Source organism: Halomarinibacterium sedimenti, assembly GCF_019312585.1.
GTDB lineage: Bacteria > Bacteroidota > Bacteroidia > Flavobacteriales > Flavobacteriaceae > Halomarinibacterium > Halomarinibacterium sedimenti.
Window position 1 is genome coordinate 14,895 of sequence record NZ_JAHWDP010000006.1, and the last position, 20,605, is coordinate 35,499.

General features: G+C 36.6%; 16 protein-coding genes and 5 tRNA genes. 1 reads left to right on the forward strand and 20 read right to left on the reverse strand.

What is annotated here, in order from left to right; all coding sequences use genetic code 11:
* Window positions 1–1,387 (reverse strand): Ig-like domain-containing protein (locus KXJ69_RS12155; protein ID WP_219053395.1); only part of this gene is annotated, 1,387 nt, incomplete at its 3' end.
* Between the two features lie 424 nt (window positions 1,388–1,811).
* Between KXJ69_RS12155 and KXJ69_RS12160 the strand changes: the two genes are divergently transcribed.
* Entirely contained in the window at window positions 1,812–3,410 is a 1,599-nt protein-coding gene (locus KXJ69_RS12160; RefSeq protein WP_219053396.1) for a peptide chain release factor 3, read from the forward strand.
* A gap of 14 nt (window positions 3,411–3,424) precedes the next feature.
* Here KXJ69_RS12160 and KXJ69_RS12165 read toward each other — a convergent pair whose 3' ends face one another.
* From KXJ69_RS12165 to KXJ69_RS12255, 19 genes are all read right to left on the reverse strand, one after another.
* A complete protein-coding gene (locus tag KXJ69_RS12165) occupies window positions 3,425–4,129 on the reverse strand; it encodes a hypothetical protein (RefSeq protein WP_219053397.1) in 705 nt (234 codons plus the stop codon).
* A 33-nt stretch (window positions 4,130–4,162) separates the two neighbouring features.
* On the reverse strand, window positions 4,163–5,308 hold the full coding sequence (locus KXJ69_RS12170; protein ID WP_219053398.1) for an Ig-like domain-containing protein: 1,146 nt from the start codon (window positions 5,306–5,308) through the stop codon (window positions 4,163–4,165).
* A 305-nt stretch (window positions 5,309–5,613) separates the two neighbouring features.
* Window positions 5,614–5,931 (reverse strand): DUF3467 domain-containing protein, encoded by a 318-nt coding sequence (locus KXJ69_RS12175; protein ID WP_219053399.1) that lies wholly within the window; start codon window positions 5,929–5,931, stop codon window positions 5,614–5,616.
* 57 nt (window positions 5,932–5,988) lie between these two features.
* Entirely contained in the window at window positions 5,989–10,287 is a 4,299-nt protein-coding gene (rpoC, locus tag KXJ69_RS12180) for a DNA-directed RNA polymerase subunit beta' (RefSeq protein ID WP_219053400.1), read from the reverse strand.
* A gap of 88 nt (window positions 10,288–10,375) precedes the next feature.
* Window positions 10,376–14,188: a DNA-directed RNA polymerase subunit beta gene (gene rpoB / locus KXJ69_RS12185; protein WP_219053401.1), complete on the reverse strand. Its 3,813-nt coding sequence runs from the start codon at window positions 14,186–14,188 to the stop codon at window positions 10,376–10,378.
* Window positions 14,189–14,323: 135 nt separating this feature from the next.
* Window positions 14,324–14,701, reverse strand: coding sequence for a 50S ribosomal protein L7/L12 (gene rplL / locus KXJ69_RS12190; RefSeq protein WP_219053402.1), 378 nt, complete (start codon window positions 14,699–14,701; stop codon window positions 14,324–14,326).
* 59 nt (window positions 14,702–14,760) lie between these two features.
* Window positions 14,761–15,282: a 50S ribosomal protein L10 gene (gene rplJ, locus KXJ69_RS12195; protein WP_219053403.1), complete on the reverse strand. Its 522-nt coding sequence runs from the start codon at window positions 15,280–15,282 to the stop codon at window positions 14,761–14,763.
* 15 nt (window positions 15,283–15,297) lie between these two features.
* Window positions 15,298–15,993, reverse strand: a complete 696-nt coding sequence (gene rplA, locus KXJ69_RS12200; RefSeq protein ID WP_219053404.1) for a 50S ribosomal protein L1 — start codon at window positions 15,991–15,993, stop codon at window positions 15,298–15,300.
* Between the two features lie 20 nt (window positions 15,994–16,013).
* Entirely contained in the window at window positions 16,014–16,451 is a 438-nt protein-coding gene (gene rplK / locus KXJ69_RS12205) for a 50S ribosomal protein L11 (RefSeq protein WP_219053405.1), read from the reverse strand.
* Window positions 16,452–16,521: 70 nt separating this feature from the next.
* Window positions 16,522–17,076, reverse strand: coding sequence for a transcription termination/antitermination protein NusG (nusG, locus tag KXJ69_RS12210; protein WP_219053406.1), 555 nt, complete (start codon window positions 17,074–17,076; stop codon window positions 16,522–16,524).
* A 12-nt stretch (window positions 17,077–17,088) separates the two neighbouring features.
* On the reverse strand, window positions 17,089–17,277 hold the full coding sequence (gene secE / locus KXJ69_RS12215; RefSeq protein ID WP_219053407.1) for a preprotein translocase subunit SecE: 189 nt from the start codon (window positions 17,275–17,277) through the stop codon (window positions 17,089–17,091).
* Between the two features lie 45 nt (window positions 17,278–17,322).
* Window positions 17,323–17,395, reverse strand: a tRNA-Trp gene (locus KXJ69_RS12220).
* 62 nt (window positions 17,396–17,457) lie between these two features.
* Entirely contained in the window at window positions 17,458–18,645 is a 1,188-nt protein-coding gene (gene tuf, locus KXJ69_RS12225; protein ID WP_219053408.1) for an elongation factor Tu, read from the reverse strand.
* Window positions 18,646–18,699: 54 nt separating this feature from the next.
* Window positions 18,700–18,771 (reverse strand) — tRNA-Thr (locus tag KXJ69_RS12230).
* A gap of 63 nt (window positions 18,772–18,834) precedes the next feature.
* Window positions 18,835–18,907: transfer RNA gene (locus KXJ69_RS12235), tRNA-Gly, on the reverse strand.
* A gap of 145 nt (window positions 18,908–19,052) precedes the next feature.
* Window positions 19,053–19,135 (reverse strand) — tRNA-Tyr (locus tag KXJ69_RS12240).
* Between the two features lie 38 nt (window positions 19,136–19,173).
* A tRNA-Thr gene (locus KXJ69_RS12245) sits at window positions 19,174–19,247 on the reverse strand.
* Window positions 19,248–19,358: 111 nt separating this feature from the next.
* The gene (hpf, locus tag KXJ69_RS12250; protein WP_219053409.1) at window positions 19,359–19,661 is read right to left on the reverse strand and encodes a ribosome hibernation-promoting factor, HPF/YfiA family; all 303 of its coding nucleotides are present in this window, start codon (window positions 19,659–19,661) and stop codon (window positions 19,359–19,361) included.
* A gap of 41 nt (window positions 19,662–19,702) precedes the next feature.
* A complete protein-coding gene (locus KXJ69_RS12255) occupies window positions 19,703–20,599 on the reverse strand; it encodes a tyrosine-type recombinase/integrase (RefSeq protein WP_219053410.1) in 897 nt (298 codons plus the stop codon).
* Window positions 20,600–20,605 lie beyond the last annotated feature (6 nt).

Here is a 20,605-nt window from a genome sequence, read left to right on the forward strand (position 1 = left end):
CTATGGGCGTAATGGCATCATTGGCATCTAAGGTCTGGATTGGGTCTTCCTCACACTCCGTAATATCCCCCGTGCTGATGGGAGCATCCGCTGCAGGGTTGATCGTTAAGGTAACTGCTGTTCGCGTTAAACTACTACAGTTGGTTTGATCTACAACACCCTCGGCCCAGTAAGTAACAGTGCCTACCGTGTTTAAAATTGGATTCGCAACAACATTGCCGCCAGTGGCAGCATCGTACCAGACAACGCTCTGACCCGCTATGGGCGTAATGGCATCATTGGCATCTAAGGTCTGGATTGGGTCTTCCTCACACTCCGTAATATCCCCCGTGCTGATGGGAGCATCCGCTGCAGGGTTGATCGTTAAGGTAACTGCTGTTCTAGTAAGTGAGCTACAACCACCAATAGTAACAGTTGCCTCTGCCCAATAGGTAATACTTCCAAGTTGATTCCATATAGGGTTTGCAACGACATTGCCGCCCGTGGCAGCATCGTACCAAGTTATAGTTTGACCTGCTGGAACAGTTGCAGTTGCAGTTAAAGTTTGAATTGGATTTTCTTCACACTCGGTTTGATCTCCTCCACTAACAGGAGCACTAGGAGTTACACAACAAGACTGGACATCAATAACATTAGAATGGCTATCGCTATTTGCTGGGACATCACTATCAGTTACAATTACTGTTACAGTTCTAACCCCAGTAGAATTATATGAAACAATATGTGGTCCAGGGCCTACAGCAGTTCCTGGGCTAGCACCAAATCCAAAATTCCAAGTATAGCTATAAGGTGTGTCTCCTCCAGTTGCAGTTCCAGTAAAAGTAAATTGCTCAAAAGCATTTCCAGGGACACAATTAAAAGTAGTTGAAAAATTGGCTACTAAAGGAGCATCAACAACTATGGGGGGCAATTTTTTACATTTAGGAGTATTACAAATTGTACAAGTACCACCGGGAGAGTTATTCACATTCCAACTAAAAACGGTGTTATTTACAGACAAGGTTTCTCCACAAGTATATGTTATGGAAGTTATTTGAACACTATGAGGGTTTCCTGCACTGCCATAATCTCCTAAACACTCATTAAAAGTAGAATCATAAACTCCATCAATAAATAAATCTCCATATACATTAATATCATACCTATTCGTGGCATTAACATTAAAAACTGCATATATATAGGCAACAACAGGATCACCCGGCGTACAACTAGTAGATAATGGATTACCATTAATATCTCCAACAAAATAACTCACATCTTGAATATCCTGCGATGTACAATTTGCCCCTGGGCATGGATCCCCAGGCATCGTTTGACCAAATATTGAGGAAATTGAAAAAAACAATAAAATAAAAATTGTTCTTTTTAAAAACGTAAATTTCTTCATAATACAATATGTTACAACACCAATTAATTTAATTTCTATTTATTCAGTACACTTTATTATGCTAATAGAAAAACAATTAGCTATTACAAATGCATTTATAAATAGTATAGTGGTAGGTCTGATATGGTAGACTTCAGGGCTAAGTCTACTTATTAGGTAGAATTATCTATACCAAATTTACGTACGAAAATTCTTATTTATTCAAAATCAATAAGTTATTAGTTAAATTCTATGAAAAAATCGACCAAAAGCATAAAAAATGCCAATTTGAGAGAAAATTTCCTTTCTAAACTGTACGTATAAGTACTTATTTATTTGAATACAATTAAATAAGCACAATAAAATATCACTTTAAGAATTAAATGCAAATATCAAATTAGAGGCCATGAAAATGTATATTTGCACCTAATTATTCAATAGAAATATGTCCTTATTAAAAGAAATTCAACGAAGAAAAACCTTCGGAATTATCTCCCACCCAGATGCAGGAAAAACAACTTTAACCGAAAAATTATTATTGTTTGGAGGAGCTATTCAAGAAGCTGGGGCCGTGAAAAGCAATAAGATAAAAAAGGGTGCTACAAGTGATTTTATGGAGATTGAACGCCAAAGAGGTATTTCGGTGGCTACCTCGGTTTTGGCATTTGAATATGAAGGAATTAAAATCAATATTCTAGATACTCCCGGGCATAAAGATTTTGCTGAAGATACGTTCCGTACCCTGACAGCTGTAGACAGCGTAATTGTGGTAATAGACGTTGCCAAAGGGGTTGAGGAACAAACTAAAAAACTTGTTGAAGTTTGTAGAATGCGTAATATCCCTATGATAGTTTTTATCAATAAATTGGATAGAGAAGGAAAAGACGCCTTTGAGCTTTTAGATGAAATTGAACAAAAATTAAACCTGCGTGTAACACCCCTCTCCTTTCCTATTGGTATGGGATATGATTTTAAAGGGATTTATAATATTTGGGAAAAGAATGTTAATCTATTTAGTGGGGATAGCCGGAAAAATATTGAAGAAACCATTGAAATTAAAGATATTTCCTCAAATGAGTTAGATAAATTAATAGGAGAAAAGGCTGCCGAAAACCTTCGGAGTGAATTAGAATTAGTTTATGAAGTGTATCCAGATTTTGATCTACAGGAATATCTTAGTGGAACTCTTCAACCTGTATTTTTTGGTTCAGCCCTAAATAATTTTGGAGTGCGAGAGCTACTCGATTGCTTTATTGAAATTGCTCCAAAACCACGGCCCAAAGAAAGTGATACTCGTTTAGTAAAACCTGAAGAAAAAGAATTTTCGGGATTTGTATTTAAAATTCACGCCAATATGGATCCTAAACATAGAGACAGATTGGCGTTTGTAAAAATTGTTTCGGGAACTTTTGAAAGAAACACAGCATACCTGCACGTTCGTAATGGAAAAAAACTAAAATTTTCCAGCCCTAATGCCTTTTTTGCTGATAAAAAAGAAATTGTGGATGTCTCCTATCCTGGTGATATTGTAGGGCTACACGATACGGGGAATTTCAAAATAGGAGATACCTTAACTGAAGGTGAAGAAATGCGCTATAAAGGTATTCCTAGCTTTTCTCCAGAGCATTTTAAGTATATTAATAATGCAGACCCCATGAAAAGCAAACAATTGGAAAAAGGGGTGGACCAATTAATGGATGAAGGAGTTGCTCAGTTATTTATATTAGAGCTTAACGGAAGAAAAGTAATTGGGACCGTTGGAGCGCTTCAGTTTGAAGTCATTCAATATCGGCTAGAACATGAATATGGTGCCAAATGTTCGTATGAGAACCTGAATGTACATAAAGCTTGCTGGGTTGAACCCAAAGATGTAAAAGGTGCGGAATTTGCAGATTTTAAGCGAGTGAAATCAAAGTATTTAGCTAAGGATAAAAGAGGTCAATTGGTGTTTTTTGCAGATAGTGCATTTACATTACAAATGACACAACAGAAATATCCTAATATTAAATTTCACTTTGTTAGTGAGTTTGAAAAAATTCAATAACTATCCATCATTTTTTATAAATAAATAGCCTGAATATCAATTCTATCTAAATCTCCAAAGGTAGCTCTAAAAGCAGCATCTGCTGTTAAATCACCTCCATATACAGCACCATTTAAATGTACACTATAAGTACCCGCTTCTAATGAAATGGTTGTTGATCGTGAATTATAAACATAGCCTGTAGCAGTATCACAATTTGAATTTGAATATACAGAACTTGTCATTCCATACGCTTTTGAAGTGTCTGCCGTTGTACCATTTCCTATGTAAAAATAGTTATGTGCAATTTTAGCTCTTCCATCATCTATTTTAGAGACGCCATCATATCCTTCATAATCTATAGAAATGTAATAAGTGATAACAACTAAAGCTCTTTGAGTTAAGGTAAAATTCTTTTGGTATAACTCGGAAGAATTTAACCCAGAATTAGCCGTTGTTTGTACTACGACTGGAGATGAAATTCCCGATTCGGAAACAACTTCACCAGATAAATCTCCAAGTGAAAGGTTACCATTTGCATCCACCAAAACATTATACTTTGCAGTCCCTCCCAAGTTTTTATTATTGTTTTCGCTATTAAGACCGTCTACTCGAATAGTACTAGTATTTCCTGCAATATGTAAAGATTCTTGAGGATTGGTAGTGCCAATTCCAACTTGTGCACTTGCTGTTAACACTGCAAAAATACTAAGTGCGATAAGCGTAATTTTATTTTTCATAATTGAGTGTTTTATAAAAATTTTAATATATAATTAGTTTTGTAATAAGGGTCCATTTGCATTTCCGCTAGAGCAGGTACAATATTCATCAGACCAAGAAACATAAGTAATTGTTACTGTATTTGTATCACAGGTTCCTGAATTAGGGAAGGGTAAACAAACCTCATATTCAAAAACAACATCGCCTAAAAATCCCGTTTCAGGAGTGTAAGAATAACTTCCATCTGAATTAAATGTAAAATCTTGACCTGCAGGTGTAGGCCCTGAAACTAATGAAAAAGTAGAACCTGAAGGAATGCTATTGGTAACTACAGAACCATCAAATTGAGTGTCCAAACAAGCTTTTTCATTTATGGCTTGTGCATACTTTTGAACAACAAATACTTTACCATCGGCATGGTCGAGAGTAGCTCCCACTAGTTCCACTTTAGTTATAACAGATCCTGTTGGAGCTAAATCGTCCAATTTAAATATGGCTATACCTATGGTTCCGTTATTTTCCTGAACCCTTCCAGAATTCCAATAATCCACTCCTGCCGGCGGAGCATTAAACAATGGTCCCCATTGAGTTGAATTTGCTCTCACAAACGTATCTCCTAAAAATTGCTCTGGACCTCCACCACTTGGAGTACCATATACGGCAATATAGTAACAGTTATTTGCATTCCTTTCTGAGACTGCTAATAGGCCCCCTTCATTTGAAGGGATTCCTGGATTAAAATAAAGTGTTTGTAACTGGGCATCGGTAGTTGCAACGGCATTAAAATCACCACAAATGTCACGTCCATTTGGATTTGCTACGAAATAATGATTCAAATTTTTATCTTGATATGCTGCCTGAGCGTGTAAATTCCACGTTGGATTTGAGCTATTATTATTTACTACCACTCCATTCAAATATATATTATTTGTGGAATGTCCCGCTGGACCCACCCTGGTCATCTCATAAGAAGTAGGGGCCGCAAAGGCTTCAAAAACCTCTCCGTCTATAGTAATGGATTTAATAGTAGCAGGATTGCTAGGTATTGTTTGTACATCTTCCCATTGAAAGGTCACGCCTGTTTGAACAGATGGTGCTTGGGTTTGTCCATAATGTTTTCCACTAAGTAGAAAAATTAAGGCAATCGAAAGTATATAAATAAGCCTTTTGAAAAGACCTTTAAACACAGTAGGTTTCATAAGTTCAATTTGGGTATGAAAACAAGAATTAATTAAAAAAATTAACGGGGGCTCTTGTTTTACTTTACAAATATAAACACATGTTGAAGTATTTTCCTACAACCTGTATCGTATATTCGTTATGAGGCAAAATAAAATCGTTTAAGTGCATAAAATTGTGATTTTTACGTACTTAAATTTTCAAGTTTTAAGGTTAATGGAATGGAAATTGGTGAAGTGGTTGGATAAAATGCACCATATAAATGATGTAAATTCCTATCAAAATAAAAAGTAAACCTTCAAATAACTATTTGAAGGTTTACTTTTTAAGCTTCTCCTGTAGGCCCAAAATTAATAGGCATAGGTGGCTGTTGATAGTCTTTTATTTCGCCGTGAGCATTTTCAAACCTCGCAACGTTGTCGCTTAATGCTTTTAAAAATCGCTTTGCGTGTTGCGGTGTGAGTACAATTCTAGATTTTACTTTACTCTTAGGCACCCCTGGCATGATAGTAACAAAATCTACTACAAATTCAGATTGAGAATGATTTATGATAGCAAGGTTACTGTAAATTCCTTGTGCTACAGTTTCGTCCAGTTCTATGTTAATCTGTCCCTTTTTAGGTTGTTTTTTATCTTCTGCCATAATGATTCTGTTTTAAACAATTTGCGCTCCTTTCGGAGCGCAAATTTCAATAATATATTAATTGTAATTTACTTCTTGTTTGGCTTTGGTCATTTCTTCAAATTCCTCCTTTGAGCCAACAATAATTGTATCATATCTTCTCATTCCTGTACCGGCTGGAATTCTGTGACCTACAATTACGTTTTCTTTTAATCCTTCTAAAGTATCCACTTTTCCGTTTACTGCTGCTTCATTAAGTACTTTAGTAGTTTCCTGGAATGAGGCTGCAGAAATAAACGATTTCGTTTGTAATGAAGCTCTTGTAATACCTTGTAAGATTGGTGTTGCCGTAGCAGGAACCGCATCACGCGCTTCAACTAAAGCTTTATCCTCTCTTTTTAGAATAGAGTTTTCATCTCTCAACTCACGTGAAGAAATAATTTGTCCTTCCTTAAGGTTTTCAGAATCTCCAGCATTTTCAACTACCTTCATTCCAAAAATCTTATCGTTTTCTTCAATGAAATCGTCTTTATGAACTAATTGATCCTCTAAGAATAACGTATCGCCCGTATCTACAATTCGAACTTTACGCATCATCTGGCGAACAACCACTTCAAAGTGCTTATCATTAATCTTCACCCCTTGTAAACGATATACTTCCTGAACCTCGTTTACCAAGTACTGTTGTACAGCAGATGGTCCTTTAATGTTCAAGATATCATCTGGAGTTACAGAACCGTCAGACAACGGCATCCCTGCACGCACATAATCGTTCTCCTGAACTAGGATTTGGTTTGATAATTTTACCAAGTATTTCTTAATTTCTCCTAGTTTAGACTCTACGATAATTTCACGGTTACCACGCTTAATCTTTCCGAAGGAAACGACACCATCAATTTCACTTACTACAGCTGGGTTTGAAGGGTTACGAGCTTCAAACAACTCTGTAACTCTTGGAAGACCCCCTGTAATATCTCCTGCTTTTGCAGATTTACGAGGTATTTTCACTAGAATCTTACCTACCTTAATTTTATCGTTATCATCCACCATTAAGTGAGCTCCTACAGGTAAGTTATATGATCTTATAACCTCTCCTTTAGAATCTAAAATTTGAAGGGTTGGTATTTTCTTTTTATCTCTAGATTCTGAAATTACTTTTTCTTGGAAACCAGTTTGTTCATCAATTTCAACCTGATAAGTAACTCCTTGCTCTATGTTATCGTACTTAATTTTTCCAGCAAATTCTGAAATAATTACTCCGTTATACGGATCCCAAGAACAAACAACATCTCCTCTTTTAACTTTTTGACCATCTTTAACAAAAATAGAAGAACCGTAAGGTATATTATTGGTACTTAAGGTAATTCCTGTTTCAACATCTACTAATTTAGCTTCAGAGGTTCTAGAAATTACGATATCAATTGGCTTTCCTTCGTTATCTTCTCCTTTTACAGTCTTAAGGTCTTCAATTTCTACACGACCATCAAACTTAACAGTTAATTTGTTTTCTTCAGAAATGTTACCAGCAATACCTCCCACGTGGAATGTACGAAGTGTTAACTGAGTTCCTGGTTCACCAATAGATTGTGCAGCAACTACTCCTACGGCTTCACCTCTTTGAACCATTTTATTGGTAGCAAGGTTTCTTCCGTAGCATTGTGCACAGATTCCTTTTTTGGCTTCACAAGTTAGTGCTGAACGAACTTCAACAGATTCAATTGGAGAGTTTTCAATCTTATCTGCAATGACATCTGAAATATGTCCACCTGAAGCAACATATAGTTCCTTGGTTAATGGGTCATAAACATCATTTAATGAAGTTCTACCTTTAATTCTCTCGGCAAGTGTTTCTACTACTTCTTCATTCTTCTTTAATGGCATTACTTCAATTCCTCGAAGTGTTCCACAATCTTCGGTGTTGATTATAACATCCTGAGAAACATCTACCAAACGACGCGTTAGGTATCCAGCATCGGCAGTTTTAAGAGCCGTATCTGCAAGTCCCTTACGCGCACCGTGTGTAGAAATAAAGTATTCTAAAATTGAAAGTCCTTCCTTAAAGTTAGAAAGAATTGGGTTTTCAATAATTTCACCACCACCAGAGCTAGATTTTTTAGGTTTCGCCATTAATCCACGCATACCTGTTAACTGACGGATTTGCTCCTTTGAACCCCTCGCACCAGAATCAAGCATCATATATACCGAGTTAAACCCTTGTTGGTCTTCTCGAATACGTTTCATAGATAGCTCAGTCAATTCAGCATTGGTAGCTGTCCAAATATCAATTACCTGATTGTAACGCTCGTTATTGGTAATTAATCCCATATTGTAGTTGGCAATAATTCCATCTACTTGGGCATTGGCAGAGTCAATCATACTCTGTTTTTCAGCTGGGATAATAATATCACCTAAACTGAATGACAATCCACCTTCAAATGCAAACTTATATCCTAAGTTTTTAATTTGATCTAAGAATTCGGCTGTTTTAGGTACCGATGTTACCGATAAAATATTACCAATAATATCACGAAGTGATTTCTTAGTTAATACCTCATTTATAAATCCTGCTTCCTCTGGCACACTATCGTTAAAGATAATTCTACCAATGGTAGTTGTTATAATTTTCGTTACTAATTCACCTTCTTCATCAAGGTCTTTAGTTCTTACTTTTACTTCGGCATTAAGCTCAACTTTCTTTTCATTGTAAGCAATAAATGCTTCTTCTGGCGAGTAGAACGTTAAGCCTTCTCCTTTTACTTTGTGCTCTTCTGTAGACTTACGAAGTTTGGTCATATAATAAAGACCCAACACCATATCTTGAGAAGGAACCGCCACTGGAGAACCGTTGGCCGGATTCAAGATATTATGAGAAGCCAACATTAATAATTGTGCTTCCAAAATTGCTTCTGGCCCTAATGGAAGGTGCACTGCCATTTGATCCCCATCAAAATCCGCGTTAAACGCAGTACATACCAATGGGTGCAATTGGATTGCTTTTCCTTCAATTAATTTAGGCTGGAATGCTTGAATACCTAAACGGTGAAGTGTAGGAGCACGGTTTAGCAATACTGGATGCCCTTTAAGAACGTTTTCCAAAATATCCCAAACTACAGGCTCTTTTTTATCTATAATCTTTTTAGCAGACTTTACTGTTTTTACAATACCTCTTTCAATTAATTTTCTAATAACAAAAGGCTTGTATAGCTCGGCAGCCATATCTTTAGGAATACCGCACTCAAATAATTTTAATTCAGGTCCAACAACAATTACCGAACGAGCTGAATAATCCACACGCTTACCTAGTAAGTTTTGACGGAAACGTCCTTGTTTTCCTTTTAATGAATCGGAAAGTGATTTTAACGGACGGTTACTATCGGTTTTAACTGCTGAAGATTTACGCGTATTATCAAATAATGAATCTACCGATTCCTGAAGCATACGCTTTTCGTTACGTAAAATTACTTCAGGAGCTTTAATTTCCATCAATCGCTTTAAACGATTGTTTCTAATAATTACTCGACGATATAAATCATTTAAATCTGAAGTAGCAAAACGACCTCCATCTAGCGGCACCAAAGGACGTAATTCTGGTGGAATTACAGGAACCACCTTCATAATCATCCATTCAGGCTTGTTCTCTCTATTTTTTGCTGCTTCACGGAAGGCTTCAACCACTTGAAGTCTCTTTAAAGCTTCGGTTTTACGTTGTTTTGAAGTTTCGTGATTTGCTTTATGACGTAATTCGAAAGATAATTTATCTAAATCGATACGGTTTAAAAGCTCGATAAGACATTCAGCTCCCATTTTAGCAATAAACTTGTTAGGGTCTGTATCGTCTAAATATAAATTCTCCTGAGGAAGTGTGTCTAAAATATTTAGGTACTCTTCTTCCGTAAGGAAATCTAACCTTTGAACTGGCTCTCCTTCTTCATTCTTTGCAATACCTGGCTGAATTACCACATATCTTTCGTAGTAAATAATCATATCCAATTTCTTGGATGGTAAGCCTAATAGGTATCCTATTTTATTTGGAAGTGAACGGAAATACCAAATATGTGCAACTGGCACCACTAAGTTGATGTGTCCAACACGGTCACGACGTACTTTCTTTTCGGTAACTTCTACACCACAACGGTCACAAACAATACCTTTATATCGAATTCTTTTATATTTACCACAGGCACATTCGTAGTCTTTTACAGGACCAAAAATACGCTCACAGAAAAGACCGTCACGCTCTGGTTTGTGCGTACGGTAGTTAATAGTTTCTGGTTTTAAAACCTCTCCACGAGATTCTGCCAAAATAGCCTCTGGAGAAGCTAAACCAATTGAAATCTTGTCAAATTTCTGTACTGTGTTTTCTTTATTTCTTGACATAATGCTGAAAATATTCTTTAAATTTTTGAAACGGGATTTTTAACTATCCCAAACCCGAATGGAAGAGTCCCGCCTAGGCGGGATTTTCCTATTCTTCTAATCTAATGTCTAGTCCAAGACCTTTCAATTCATGCATAAGTACATTGAAAGATTCTGGTAATCCAGGCTCTGGCATCGATTCTCCTTTTACAATAGATTCGTATGTTTTTGCCCTTCCTACAACGTCATCAGATTTAACCGTCAAAATTTCTCTTAATGTGCTTGAAGCTCCATACGCCTCAAGTGCCCAAACTTCCATCTCTCCAAAACGCTGACCTCCAAACTGAGCTTTACCACCCAATGGTTGTTGTGTAATAAGTGAGTATGGTCCAATAGAACGAGCGTGCATTTTATCATCTACCATGTGACCTAATTTCAACATATAAATGATTCCTACTGTTGCAGGTTGGTCGAAACGCTCTCCTGTTCCACCATCATATAAATAGGTATGTCCAAATCTTGGAATTCCAGCCTTATCGGTAAGTTCATTTATTTGGTCTAATGTAGCTCCATCGAAAATTGGAGTAGCATATTTTTGACCTAATTTTTGACCTGCCCATCCAAGAACCGTTTCATAAATCTGACCAATATTCATACGTGATGGTACACCAAGTGGATTCAATACGATATCTACTGGAGTTCCATCTTCTAAGAATGGCATATCCTCTTCACGAACAATACGTGCCACAATACCTTTGTTACCGTGACGTCCTGCCATTTTATCCCCTACTTTAAGTTTACGCTTTTTAGCAATATAAACTTTGGCAAGTTTTAAAATACCCGCTGGTAATTCGTCCCCTACAGAAATTGTAAATTTCTCACGACGCAAGTTACCTTGAAGATCGTTTTCTTTAATCTTATAGTTATGCATTAGGTCTCTCACCAATATATTGGCATTATCATCTGTGGTCCATGTACCTCCTACTAAATGTGCATAATCATCAACAGCATGAAGCATTTTTAAAGTGAATTTCTTTCCTTTTGGGAAAACAACTTCACCTAAGTCATTTGTCACACCTTGCGCAGTTTTACCGCCAACGATGTTAAACAACTTATCTACAAGAACTTCTTTTAATTCTTGGAATTTTGCTTCGTAGATTACCTCCAATTCTGAAATATCTTCTTTGTCCTTGGCTCTCTTACGCTTATCTTTAATCGCTCTAGCGAATAGTTTTTTATCAATAACTACTCCGCTTAATGATGGAGATGCTTTTAAAGAAGCATCTTTAACATCACCTGCTTTATCACCAAAGATCGCACGCAATAGTTTTTCTTCAGGCGTAGGATCACTTTCTCCCTTTGGAGTAATTTTTCCAATAAGAATATCGCCAGGTTTTACCTCGGCACCAATTCTTATCATTCCGCTTTCATCCAAATCTTTGGTCGCTTCTTCAGAAACGTTTGGAATATCATTGGTTAATTCTTCGTTACCTAACTTGGTATCACGGACATCCAACGAATATTCATCGATATGAATTGAAGTAAAGATATCGTCTCTTACTACTTTTTCAGAAATTACAATCGCATCCTCAAAGTTGTACCCTTTCCAAGGCATGAAGGCTACTTTCATATTTCTACCAAGAGCTAATTCACCACTTTCGGTTGCATATCCTTGGCAAAGTACTTGTCCTTTAGAAACTCTATCCCCTTTTCTTACGATAGGTTTTAGGTTAATAGAAGTACTTTGGTTTGTCTTTCTGAATTTAATAAGGTTGTATGTTTTTGAATCACCATCAAAACTCACCATTTTTTCTTCTTTGGTACGATCGTACTTAATGGTAATTTTTTCGGCATCTACATATTCTACAACTCCATTTCCTTCTGCATTTATTAATACTCTCGAATCTGAAGCAACTTGACGTTCAAGTCCTGTTCCAACAATAGGAGCATCGGCTCTTAATAAAGGTACCGCTTGACGCATCATATTTGATCCCATCAAGGCACGGTTCGCATCATCATGTTCCAAGAATGGAATCAAGGATGCCGAAATGGATGAAATCTGGTTAGGTGCAACGTCTGTATAATGAACCGTTTTAGGATCTACCACTGGGAAGTCTCCTTCCATTCTAGCAATTACACGATCGGTATCGATAGTTCCATCATCCTTCAAAGGAATGTTGGCTTGTGCAATTAACTTTTCCTCTTCTTCTTCAGCTGAAAGATAAATAGGTTCGTTTTTCAAATCTATTTTACCATTCTCAACTTTACGATAAGGAGTTTCTATGAAACCTAGGTTGTTCACTTTAGCAAAAACTGAAAGCGAAGAAATAAGTCCAATGTTTGGACCTTCAGGAGTTTCAATAGGACATAACCTTCCGTAGTGCGTATAGTGTACATCACGCACCTCGAAACCAGCTCTTTCTCTGGATAAACCTCCAGGTCCTAAAGCCGAAAGACGACGTTTGTGAGTAATCTCTGCCAATGGATTGGTTTGATCCATAAACTGAGATAACTGGTTAGTACCAAAGAAGGAGTTAATTACCGAAGATAGTGTCTTCGCATTAATCAAATCGATAGGTGTGAATACTTCGTTATCACGAACATTCATACGTTCTCTAATGGTACGAGCCATACGAGCCAAACCAACACCAAACTGTTGTGATAATTGCTCACCTACGGTACGTACACGACGGTTACTAAGGTGATCGATATCATCGATTTCAGCTTTAGAGTTAATTAACTCAATTAAGTATTTTACAATGGTAATGATATCTTCTTTGGTAAGCACTTGCTTATCCATTGCGATGTCAAGACCTAATTTTTTATTCATTCTGTAACGTCCAACCTCACCCAAGTTATATCGTTGGTCGCTAAAGAAAAGCTTATGGATAATTCCACGAGCGGTTTCTTCATCTGGTGGTTCTGCGTTACGTAATTGTCTGTAGATATGTTCTACCGCTTCTTTTTCAGAATTGGTAGGATCCTTTTGAAGTGTATTATGAATAATTCCATAATCTGCCTGAAGGATGTCTTCTTTATGAAGAAGAATTGTCTTCGCACCAGCATCCAAAATCTCATCAAGGTGTTCTTTTTCAAGAACAGTATCTCTATCAAGAATAATTTCGTTACGCTCAATAGAAACTACTTCACCTGTATCTTCATCTACGAAGTCTTCGTGCCAAGTTTTTAATACACGAGCCGCTAACTTACGCCCTAAGTATTTTTTAAGTCCTGTTTTTGACGCTTTTACTTCTTCGGCAAGATCAAATATTTCAAGAATATCTTTATCCCTTTCAAAGCCAATAGCACGGAAAAGTGTTGTAACAGGTAATTTTTTCTTTCTATCGATATAGGCGTACATGACGCTATTGATATCGGTAGCAAATTCAATCCAAGATCCTTTAAAAGGAATCACTCTCGCTGAATAAAGCTTAGTACCATTTGCATGGAAAGATTGTCCAAAGAAAACCCCGGGAGAACGGTGTAATTGTGAAACCACAACACGTTCGGCTCCATTAATTACAAACGTGCCACTAGGCGTCATATAAGGAATAGTCCCTAAATAAACATCTTGAACAATTGTTTCGAAATCTTCATGTTCCTCGTCGGTACAATATAATTTCAATCTTGCTTTTAATGGAACACTATATGTAAGTCCACGTTCGATACATTCCTGAATGGAGTACCTTGGAGGATCCACAAAGTAATCTAGGAATTCTAATACGAACTGGTTACGGGTATCGGTAATTGGGAAGTTTTCTAAGAAAGTCTTATAGAGTCCTTCGTTACCTCTTTCTTCTGATTTGGTTTCCAGTTGGAAAAAATCTTGAAACGATTTAATCTGGATATCCAAAAAGTCCGGGTAATCCGGCTTATTTTGTACAGAGGAAAAATTCAATCTTTCAGTTTGCGTTGCTGACATCTATGGATGGAATTTTAATTAAAATAAAAACAGTTTTTGTGTATACTGAAATTGAAAACCTATATATACACAAAATGGTTTAGGTCTTAACCGCTTTGGCAAAGACCTAAACCTTAAGGTTTGGAATGGAGAGGCTTACTTAAGCTCAACCTCTGCTCCAGCTTCTTCTAACTGAGCTTTTAAAGCTTCAGCTTCGTCTTTAGCTACACCTTCTTTGATTGGTGAAGGAGCATTATCAACTAAATCTTTTGCATCTTTAAGACCAGCACCAGTTAATTCTTTAACTAGTTTTACTACTGCTAATTTTGAAGCACCAGCGGCTTTAAGGATTACATCAAATTCTGATTGTTCTTCAGCGGCGTCACCACCAGCAGCGGCACCACCAGCAGCAACAGCAACAGCTGCAGCAGCAGGCTCGATACCATACTCATCTTTTAATATAGTAGCTAACTCGTTAACTTCTTTTACAGTTAGGTTAACCAATTTTTCTGCGAAATCTTTTAAATCTGCCATTTTCTATCGTTTTAAGTGTATTTTAATTTATTATAATTTAATTAGTGCAATAATTTAGATTACCCTTCTCTTTCTGAAAGGGTTTTAACAATACCTGCAATAGTTCCTCCACTACTCTTAAGAGCAGAGATAACATTCTTAGCAGGCGATTGAAGCAATGCAATGATGTCTCCAATAAGCTCTTCTTTAGATTTAATATCTACAAGTGCATCTAATTGGTTATCGCCAATATAAATTGCTTCTTCAATGAAAGCTCCTTTTAATAAAGGTTTATCAGATTTTTTTCTGAATTCCTTGATTACTTTAGCAGGTGCATTACTTGCTTCAGCGATCATAATAGAAGTATTTCCTTTAAGCACATTGGTTAATTCACCAAAATCTTTTTCGGAACTTTCCATTGCTTTTGCTAGCAATGTGTTTTTAACCACATTTAGTTTTACGCCCGCTTTAAAACAAGCACGACGTAGGTTCGAAGTTGAATCTGCATCAAGACCTGAAATATCTGCCAAATAAATGGTAGAATTTTCAGCAAGCTGTGCAGTTAACTGTTCAATTACTAATGATTTTTCTTCTCTAGTCATAATTTTACAATATTACTACTCAGCAAATCTTTTAGAGTCTATTTCTACACTAGGGCTCATAGTACTTGACATATAAATGCTCTTAATGTAAACTCCTTTTGCAGCCTGAGGCTTCAATTTTACTAAAGTTGTTATTAATTCTCTTGCGTTTCCAGCAATTTTATCTGCATCAAAGGATGCTTTTCCAATTGCAGCATGAACGATTCCAGTTTTATCAACTTTAAAATCGATCTTACCAGACTTCACATCGGAAACTGCTTTAGCAACATCCATAGTTACAGTACCAGTCTTTGGGTTTGGCATAAGACCGCGAGGTCCTAATATACGTCCTAATGGACCTAATTTACCCATAACACTTGGCATTGTTACTATAACGTCAACATCTGTCCAACCTCCTTTAATTTTATCGAGGTACTCGTCTAATCCAACAAAATCTGCTCCTGCTTCTTTAGCCTCAGCTTCCTTATCTGGAGTAACTAATGCTAAAACTTTTACATCTTTACCTGTTCCATGAGGAAGGGTTACCACACCACGAACCATTTGATTCGCTTTACGAGGGTCAACATTAAGACGTACAGCAAGGTCTACAGACGCATCAAAATTTGCGTTGGTGATCTCTTTTACTAAAGCAGAAGCTTCTGCAATAGAATAGGTCTTATTAGACTCTACTTTTGCACTTGCTTCTTTTTGCTTTTTTGTTAATCTTGCCATTTTTTAGATTCTTTTCTTGATTAAAAAGGTGCGTTACCTTTAATTTTAACTCCCATAGAACGTGCAGTTCCTGCTACCATTTTCATGGCAGACTCAATAGTGAATGCATTTAAATCTGGCATCTTGTCTTCAGCAATTACTTTAACTTGATCCCAAGAAATAGTCGCAACCTTCTTAACGTGTGGTTCTCCAGAGCCTTTTTTGGTTTTCGCAGCTTCTAAAATTTGCACTGCAGCTGGAGGAGTTTTAATAACAAAGTCGAAAGACTTGTCTTTATAAACTGTAATCGCAACTGGCAATACTTTTCCTTGCTTGTCCTGAGTTCTAGCATTAAACTGCTTACAGAATTCCATAATGTTAACTCCTGCAGCACCTAAAGCTGGTCCTACTGGTGGAGAGGGGTTAGCCGCTCCTCCGCGAACTTGCAACTTTACTACTTTACTTACTTCTTTTGCCATTTTCTAAAATTTAAAAATTGGTTTTTCAAATGTGGAAGCCTAAGAAAAAACCTTTTATATAGCGTAACAATTAAACTTTCTCTACTTGCATATAACTTAACTCCAATGGTGTTTTTCTTCCGAAAATTTTAACCATTACCTCAAGTTTACGCTTTTCTTCATTTATCTTTTCAACCGTTCCATTAAATCCATTGAACGGCCCATCAATTACTTTTACTGTTTCCCCAATTACATAAGGGATATTAATATTATCGTCCTGAACAGCTAATTCATCAACCTTTCCTAACATTCTGTTCACTTCTGATTGGCGAAGCGGCACAGGATCTCCTCCTTTGGTTTCTCCTAAAAACCCAATAACACCATTAATAGAGCGAATAATATGAGGAATTTCCCCAGCTAACGTTGCCTGAATCATAATATACCCAGGAAAGTAAACACGCTCTTTATTAATTTTTTTTCCGTTACGGATTTGGATTACTTTTTCAGTAGGTACTAAAACTTGTTCTATATAGTCTTGCAGGTCTAATCGGACAATTTCAGACTCGATATAAGATTTAATCTTATTCTCTTGCCCGCTTACCGAACGAACCACATACCACTTTTTTGTACTTTTAGTTTCAGTCATTCCTTTATTTACTTAGGATTTAATCCATTGAAAATATTGCCCTACCATTTTACTAAAAACAGTATCAATCCCCCAAATAGCTAAAGCTAAAACAACTGAAAATACAGCCACTACAACAGTAAGACGTTGTGCCTCTGACCATGTAGTCCAGGTCACATGATTTCTTAACTCGTTATAAGATTCTTTGATGTAGTTAATCATATTCTTTAATTTATATACTCAGCCTTGAGAGTTCTGTTCCAAGAGCACGGGTTGAGAGACTCGAACTCCCGACACCTGGTTTTGGAGACCAGTGCTCTACCAACTGAGCTAAACCCGTAACAAAAGTCAAGGCGTTCCGTTATAAACGGAACACCTTTAAAACTTTTATCTAAATTTTAATTATTCTAAAATTTCAGTTACCTGACCTGCACCAACAGTTCTACCTCCTTCACGGATAGCAAAACGTAAACCTACAGTCATTGCAATAGGCTGGATAAGATCTACAGTAATAGTTAAGTTATCACCTGGCATTACCATCTCTACACCAGCAGGAAGATTAATATTTCCTGTTACATCTGTTGTACGAACGTAAAATTGAGGACGGTAGTTGTTATGGAATGGAGTGTGACGTCCACCTTCTTCTTTTTTAAGAACATATACCTCAGCTTTGAACTTAGCGTGTGGTTTTACAGATCCTGGCTTAACGATAACCATACCTCTTCTAATATCGGTTTTCTCGATACCTCTTAAAAGGATACCTACGTTATCTCCAGCTTCTCCTCTATCAAGAATTTTACGGAACATTTCAACTCCAGTAATAGTGGAAGTTAATTTCTCTGCTCCCATACCAATAATATCTACTGCATCTCCAGTGTTAGCAACTCCAGTTTCGATACGACCAGTAGCAACTGTTCCACGACCTGTAATTGAGAATACATCTTCGATTGGCATTAAGAAAGGCTTATCAACTTCACGAAGAGGCTCTTCAATCCAAGTATCAACAGCTTCCATTAATTCCATTACTGTATCAACCCATTTTTGCTCACCGTTCAATGCTCCTAAAGCTGAACCTTGAATAACAGGACCATTATCACCATCATACTCATAGAAGTTTAATAGGTCACGGATTTCCATTTCAACAAGCTCTAAAAGCTCAGGATCATCCACCATATCAACCTTGTTCATAAAAACAACAATACGAGGAATACCAACTTGACGTCCTAATAGGATGTGCTCACGAGTTTGTGGCATAGGTCCATCTGTAGCAGCAACCACAAGGATAGCACCGTCCATTTGAGCAGCACCAGTAACCATGTTCTTAACGTAATCCGCGTGACCTGGACAGTCAACGTGAGCGTAGTGACGATTAGCTGTTTGGTACTCTACGTGTGAAGAGTTAATTGTAATACCTCTTTCTTTTTCTTCTGGAGCGTTATCAATTTGATCAAAAGATCTAGCTTCTGAAAAACCAGCATCTGCCATTACTTTTGTAATTGCAGCAGTCAAAGTTGTTTTACCGTGATCAACGTGACCGATAGTACCTACATTTAAGTGGGGTTTTGACCGGTCGAAAGTTTCTTTTGCCATTTGTATTAAGTTTAATCTTAGTTATATATTAGTGTTCAATTATAAACGAATTTGAGCCAATGATGGGAATTGAACCCATGACCTCTTCCTTACCAAGGAAACGCTCTACCCCTGAGCTACACCGGCGTAAAGTATTTTTTTCTACTCCTTACAAAAAGGAAGAGATTCCTGCCTTCGCAGAGAATTTTGAGCGGGAGACCGGGTTCGAACCGGCGACATTCAGCTTGGAAGGCTGACGCTCTACCAACTGAGCTACTCCCGCTTTTAATCCTTAAAAACATCAAGAATTAGTAATCAATATTTCAATACATTTATTAGAATATTTTTTCTAAAAATGCGTGCAAAGATAATGATAAATCACTAGCCCGCAAAATCTTAATGCAACTATTTTAATGCATCAAAAATAGTGGGGAGAGCAGGATTCGAACCTGCGAAGTCGTAAAACAACAGAGTTACAGTCTGTCCTCGTTGGCCGCTTGAGTATCTCCCCAATCCAATAATTTGCACTATTTTAATGAACTTTAAAAGAGCCGATGGAGGGACTCGAACCCACGACCTGCTGATTACAAATCAGCTGCTCTAGCCAGCTGAGCTACATCGGCTTTTATGTCTTTTTAACACTAAAATTTAGCATAAAAAAGTCCGCTATTTCTAACGGACTGCAAATGTATATAAATATTTGTTTCTAAAAAATCTTTTTCAAAAAAAATCTTTTATAAATATGCTCTTTGTTTTTGCTTTCTTTTTTTTAGCTGCCTTTCGAGAGATTGTACACATTCGTCGGTGCCTTCTTCAAAGGTTTTGGCTTCTTTTTTTACAATTAAATCATCGCCAGGGACACTTAATAAAACCTCTACTGTTTTATTTTCCTTTTCACTTGTTTTTTGAACCTTCAAAAAAACATCTGCATAAATAATTTTGTCATAAAACTGCTCTAATTTTGCTAATCTTTTTTCGATAAAGTTTACAAGCTTAATGTCTGCAACAAAATTGGGGGTTTGAATGTTTACTTTCATCTGTTACTTTTTTTCTGTTAATAAATAGGTCTATTAAAAAGTTACTCTTTTCTAGAGTTTCTGGGGTGTGCATTTTGGTAAACCTTTTTTAATTGTACTATACTATTATGAGTATACACTTGTGTTGATGCCAAACTTGCGTGCCCAAGTAACTCTTTTACAGCGTTTAATTCTGCTCCTTCATTAAGAAGGTGGGTTGCAAAAGAATGCCTTAAGATGTGTGGGCTTTTCTTAATCTTTTCTGATGCTTTACTAAAGTATGAATTTATAATTCGGTAGACAAACGTTTCATATATTTTAACTCCTTTTTTGGAAAGTAATAAATAAGGTGTGTCCTTAATATAATCTAAACGTGAACGCTCTTGTATATATTGCTGGATAGAATCTACAAGAGAGGGAATAAGGGGAATGATTCTTTCCTTGTTACGCTTTCCCAAAACCTTTATTGTTTTTTGAGCTAAAGAAATATCAGACACTTTTAAATTCACCAATTCTGTACGCCGCATTCCTGTGGCATAAAACAACTCAACTATAAGTTTATTTCTTAGTCCTTCAAACCCTTCTTCTTGCGATAGCAATTCAATTACTTCGTTTATTTCTTTTTCTGAAAAAGGAACTTGCAGTTTTGAAGTCGTTTTTAAAGATTTGTGCTTTACTAGTGGATTCTCTTTAATTTGTTGCGTCTTCAATAAAAATTTGTAGTAAGTTTTTAAAGAGGACATTTTTCGGTTAATGGTCCTATTGGAAATTCCACTATCGACCAAACTTACTATCCAGCTTCGTATTACACTATAGTTTACCTTTTTTATCGTATGGTAATCATAATTTTCTGATGCAAATGCCAAAAAAGTCTCTAAGTCTTTAAGATACGCAGTAACGGTATGCTTAGAGTAGTTTTTCTCTAAGGTGAGGTAATCTATAAATTCTTTGAAGGGCATAAATAA

Bases quoted from the DNA above. Each gene is read 5' to 3' on its own strand.
- KXJ69_RS12160 (WP_219053396.1), top strand. From the start codon at position 1,812: ATGTCCTTATTAAAAGAAATTCAACGAAGAAAAACCTTCGGAATTATC.
- KXJ69_RS12175 (WP_219053399.1), bottom strand. From the start codon at position 5,931: ATGGCAGAAGATAAAAAACAACCTAAAAAGGGACAGATTAACATAGAA.
- rplL (WP_219053402.1), bottom strand. From the start codon at position 14,701: ATGGCAGATTTAAAAGATTTCGCAGAAAAATTGGTTAACCTAACTGTA.
- secE (WP_219053407.1), bottom strand. From the start codon at position 17,277: ATGATTAACTACATCAAAGAATCTTATAACGAGTTAAGAAATCATGTG.
- hpf (WP_219053409.1), bottom strand. From the start codon at position 19,661: ATGAAAGTAAACATTCAAACCCCCAATTTTGTTGCAGACATTAAGCTT.
- rplA (WP_219053404.1), bottom strand. From the start codon at position 15,993: ATGGCAAGATTAACAAAAAAGCAAAAAGAAGCAAGTGCAAAAGTAGAG.
- rplJ (WP_219053403.1), bottom strand. From the start codon at position 15,282: ATGACTAGAGAAGAAAAATCATTAGTAATTGAACAGTTAACTGCACAG.
- KXJ69_RS12255 (WP_219053410.1), bottom strand. From the start codon at position 20,599: ATGCCCTTCAAAGAATTTATAGATTACCTCACCTTAGAGAAAAACTAC.
- nusG (WP_219053406.1), bottom strand. From the start codon at position 17,076: ATGACTGAAACTAAAAGTACAAAAAAGTGGTATGTGGTTCGTTCGGTA.
- tuf (WP_219053408.1), bottom strand. From the start codon at position 18,645: ATGGCAAAAGAAACTTTCGACCGGTCAAAACCCCACTTAAATGTAGGT.
- rplK (WP_219053405.1), bottom strand. From the start codon at position 16,451: ATGGCAAAAGAAGTAAGTAAAGTAGTAAAGTTGCAAGTTCGCGGAGGA.
- KXJ69_RS12165 (WP_219053397.1), bottom strand. From the start codon at position 4,129: ATGAAAAATAAAATTACGCTTATCGCACTTAGTATTTTTGCAGTGTTA.
- rpoC (WP_219053400.1), bottom strand. From the start codon at position 10,287: ATGTCAAGAAATAAAGAAAACACAGTACAGAAATTTGACAAGATTTCA.
- rpoB (WP_219053401.1), bottom strand. From the start codon at position 14,188: ATGTCAGCAACGCAAACTGAAAGATTGAATTTTTCCTCTGTACAAAAT.
- KXJ69_RS12170 (WP_219053398.1), bottom strand. From the start codon at position 5,308: ATGAAACCTACTGTGTTTAAAGGTCTTTTCAAAAGGCTTATTTATATA.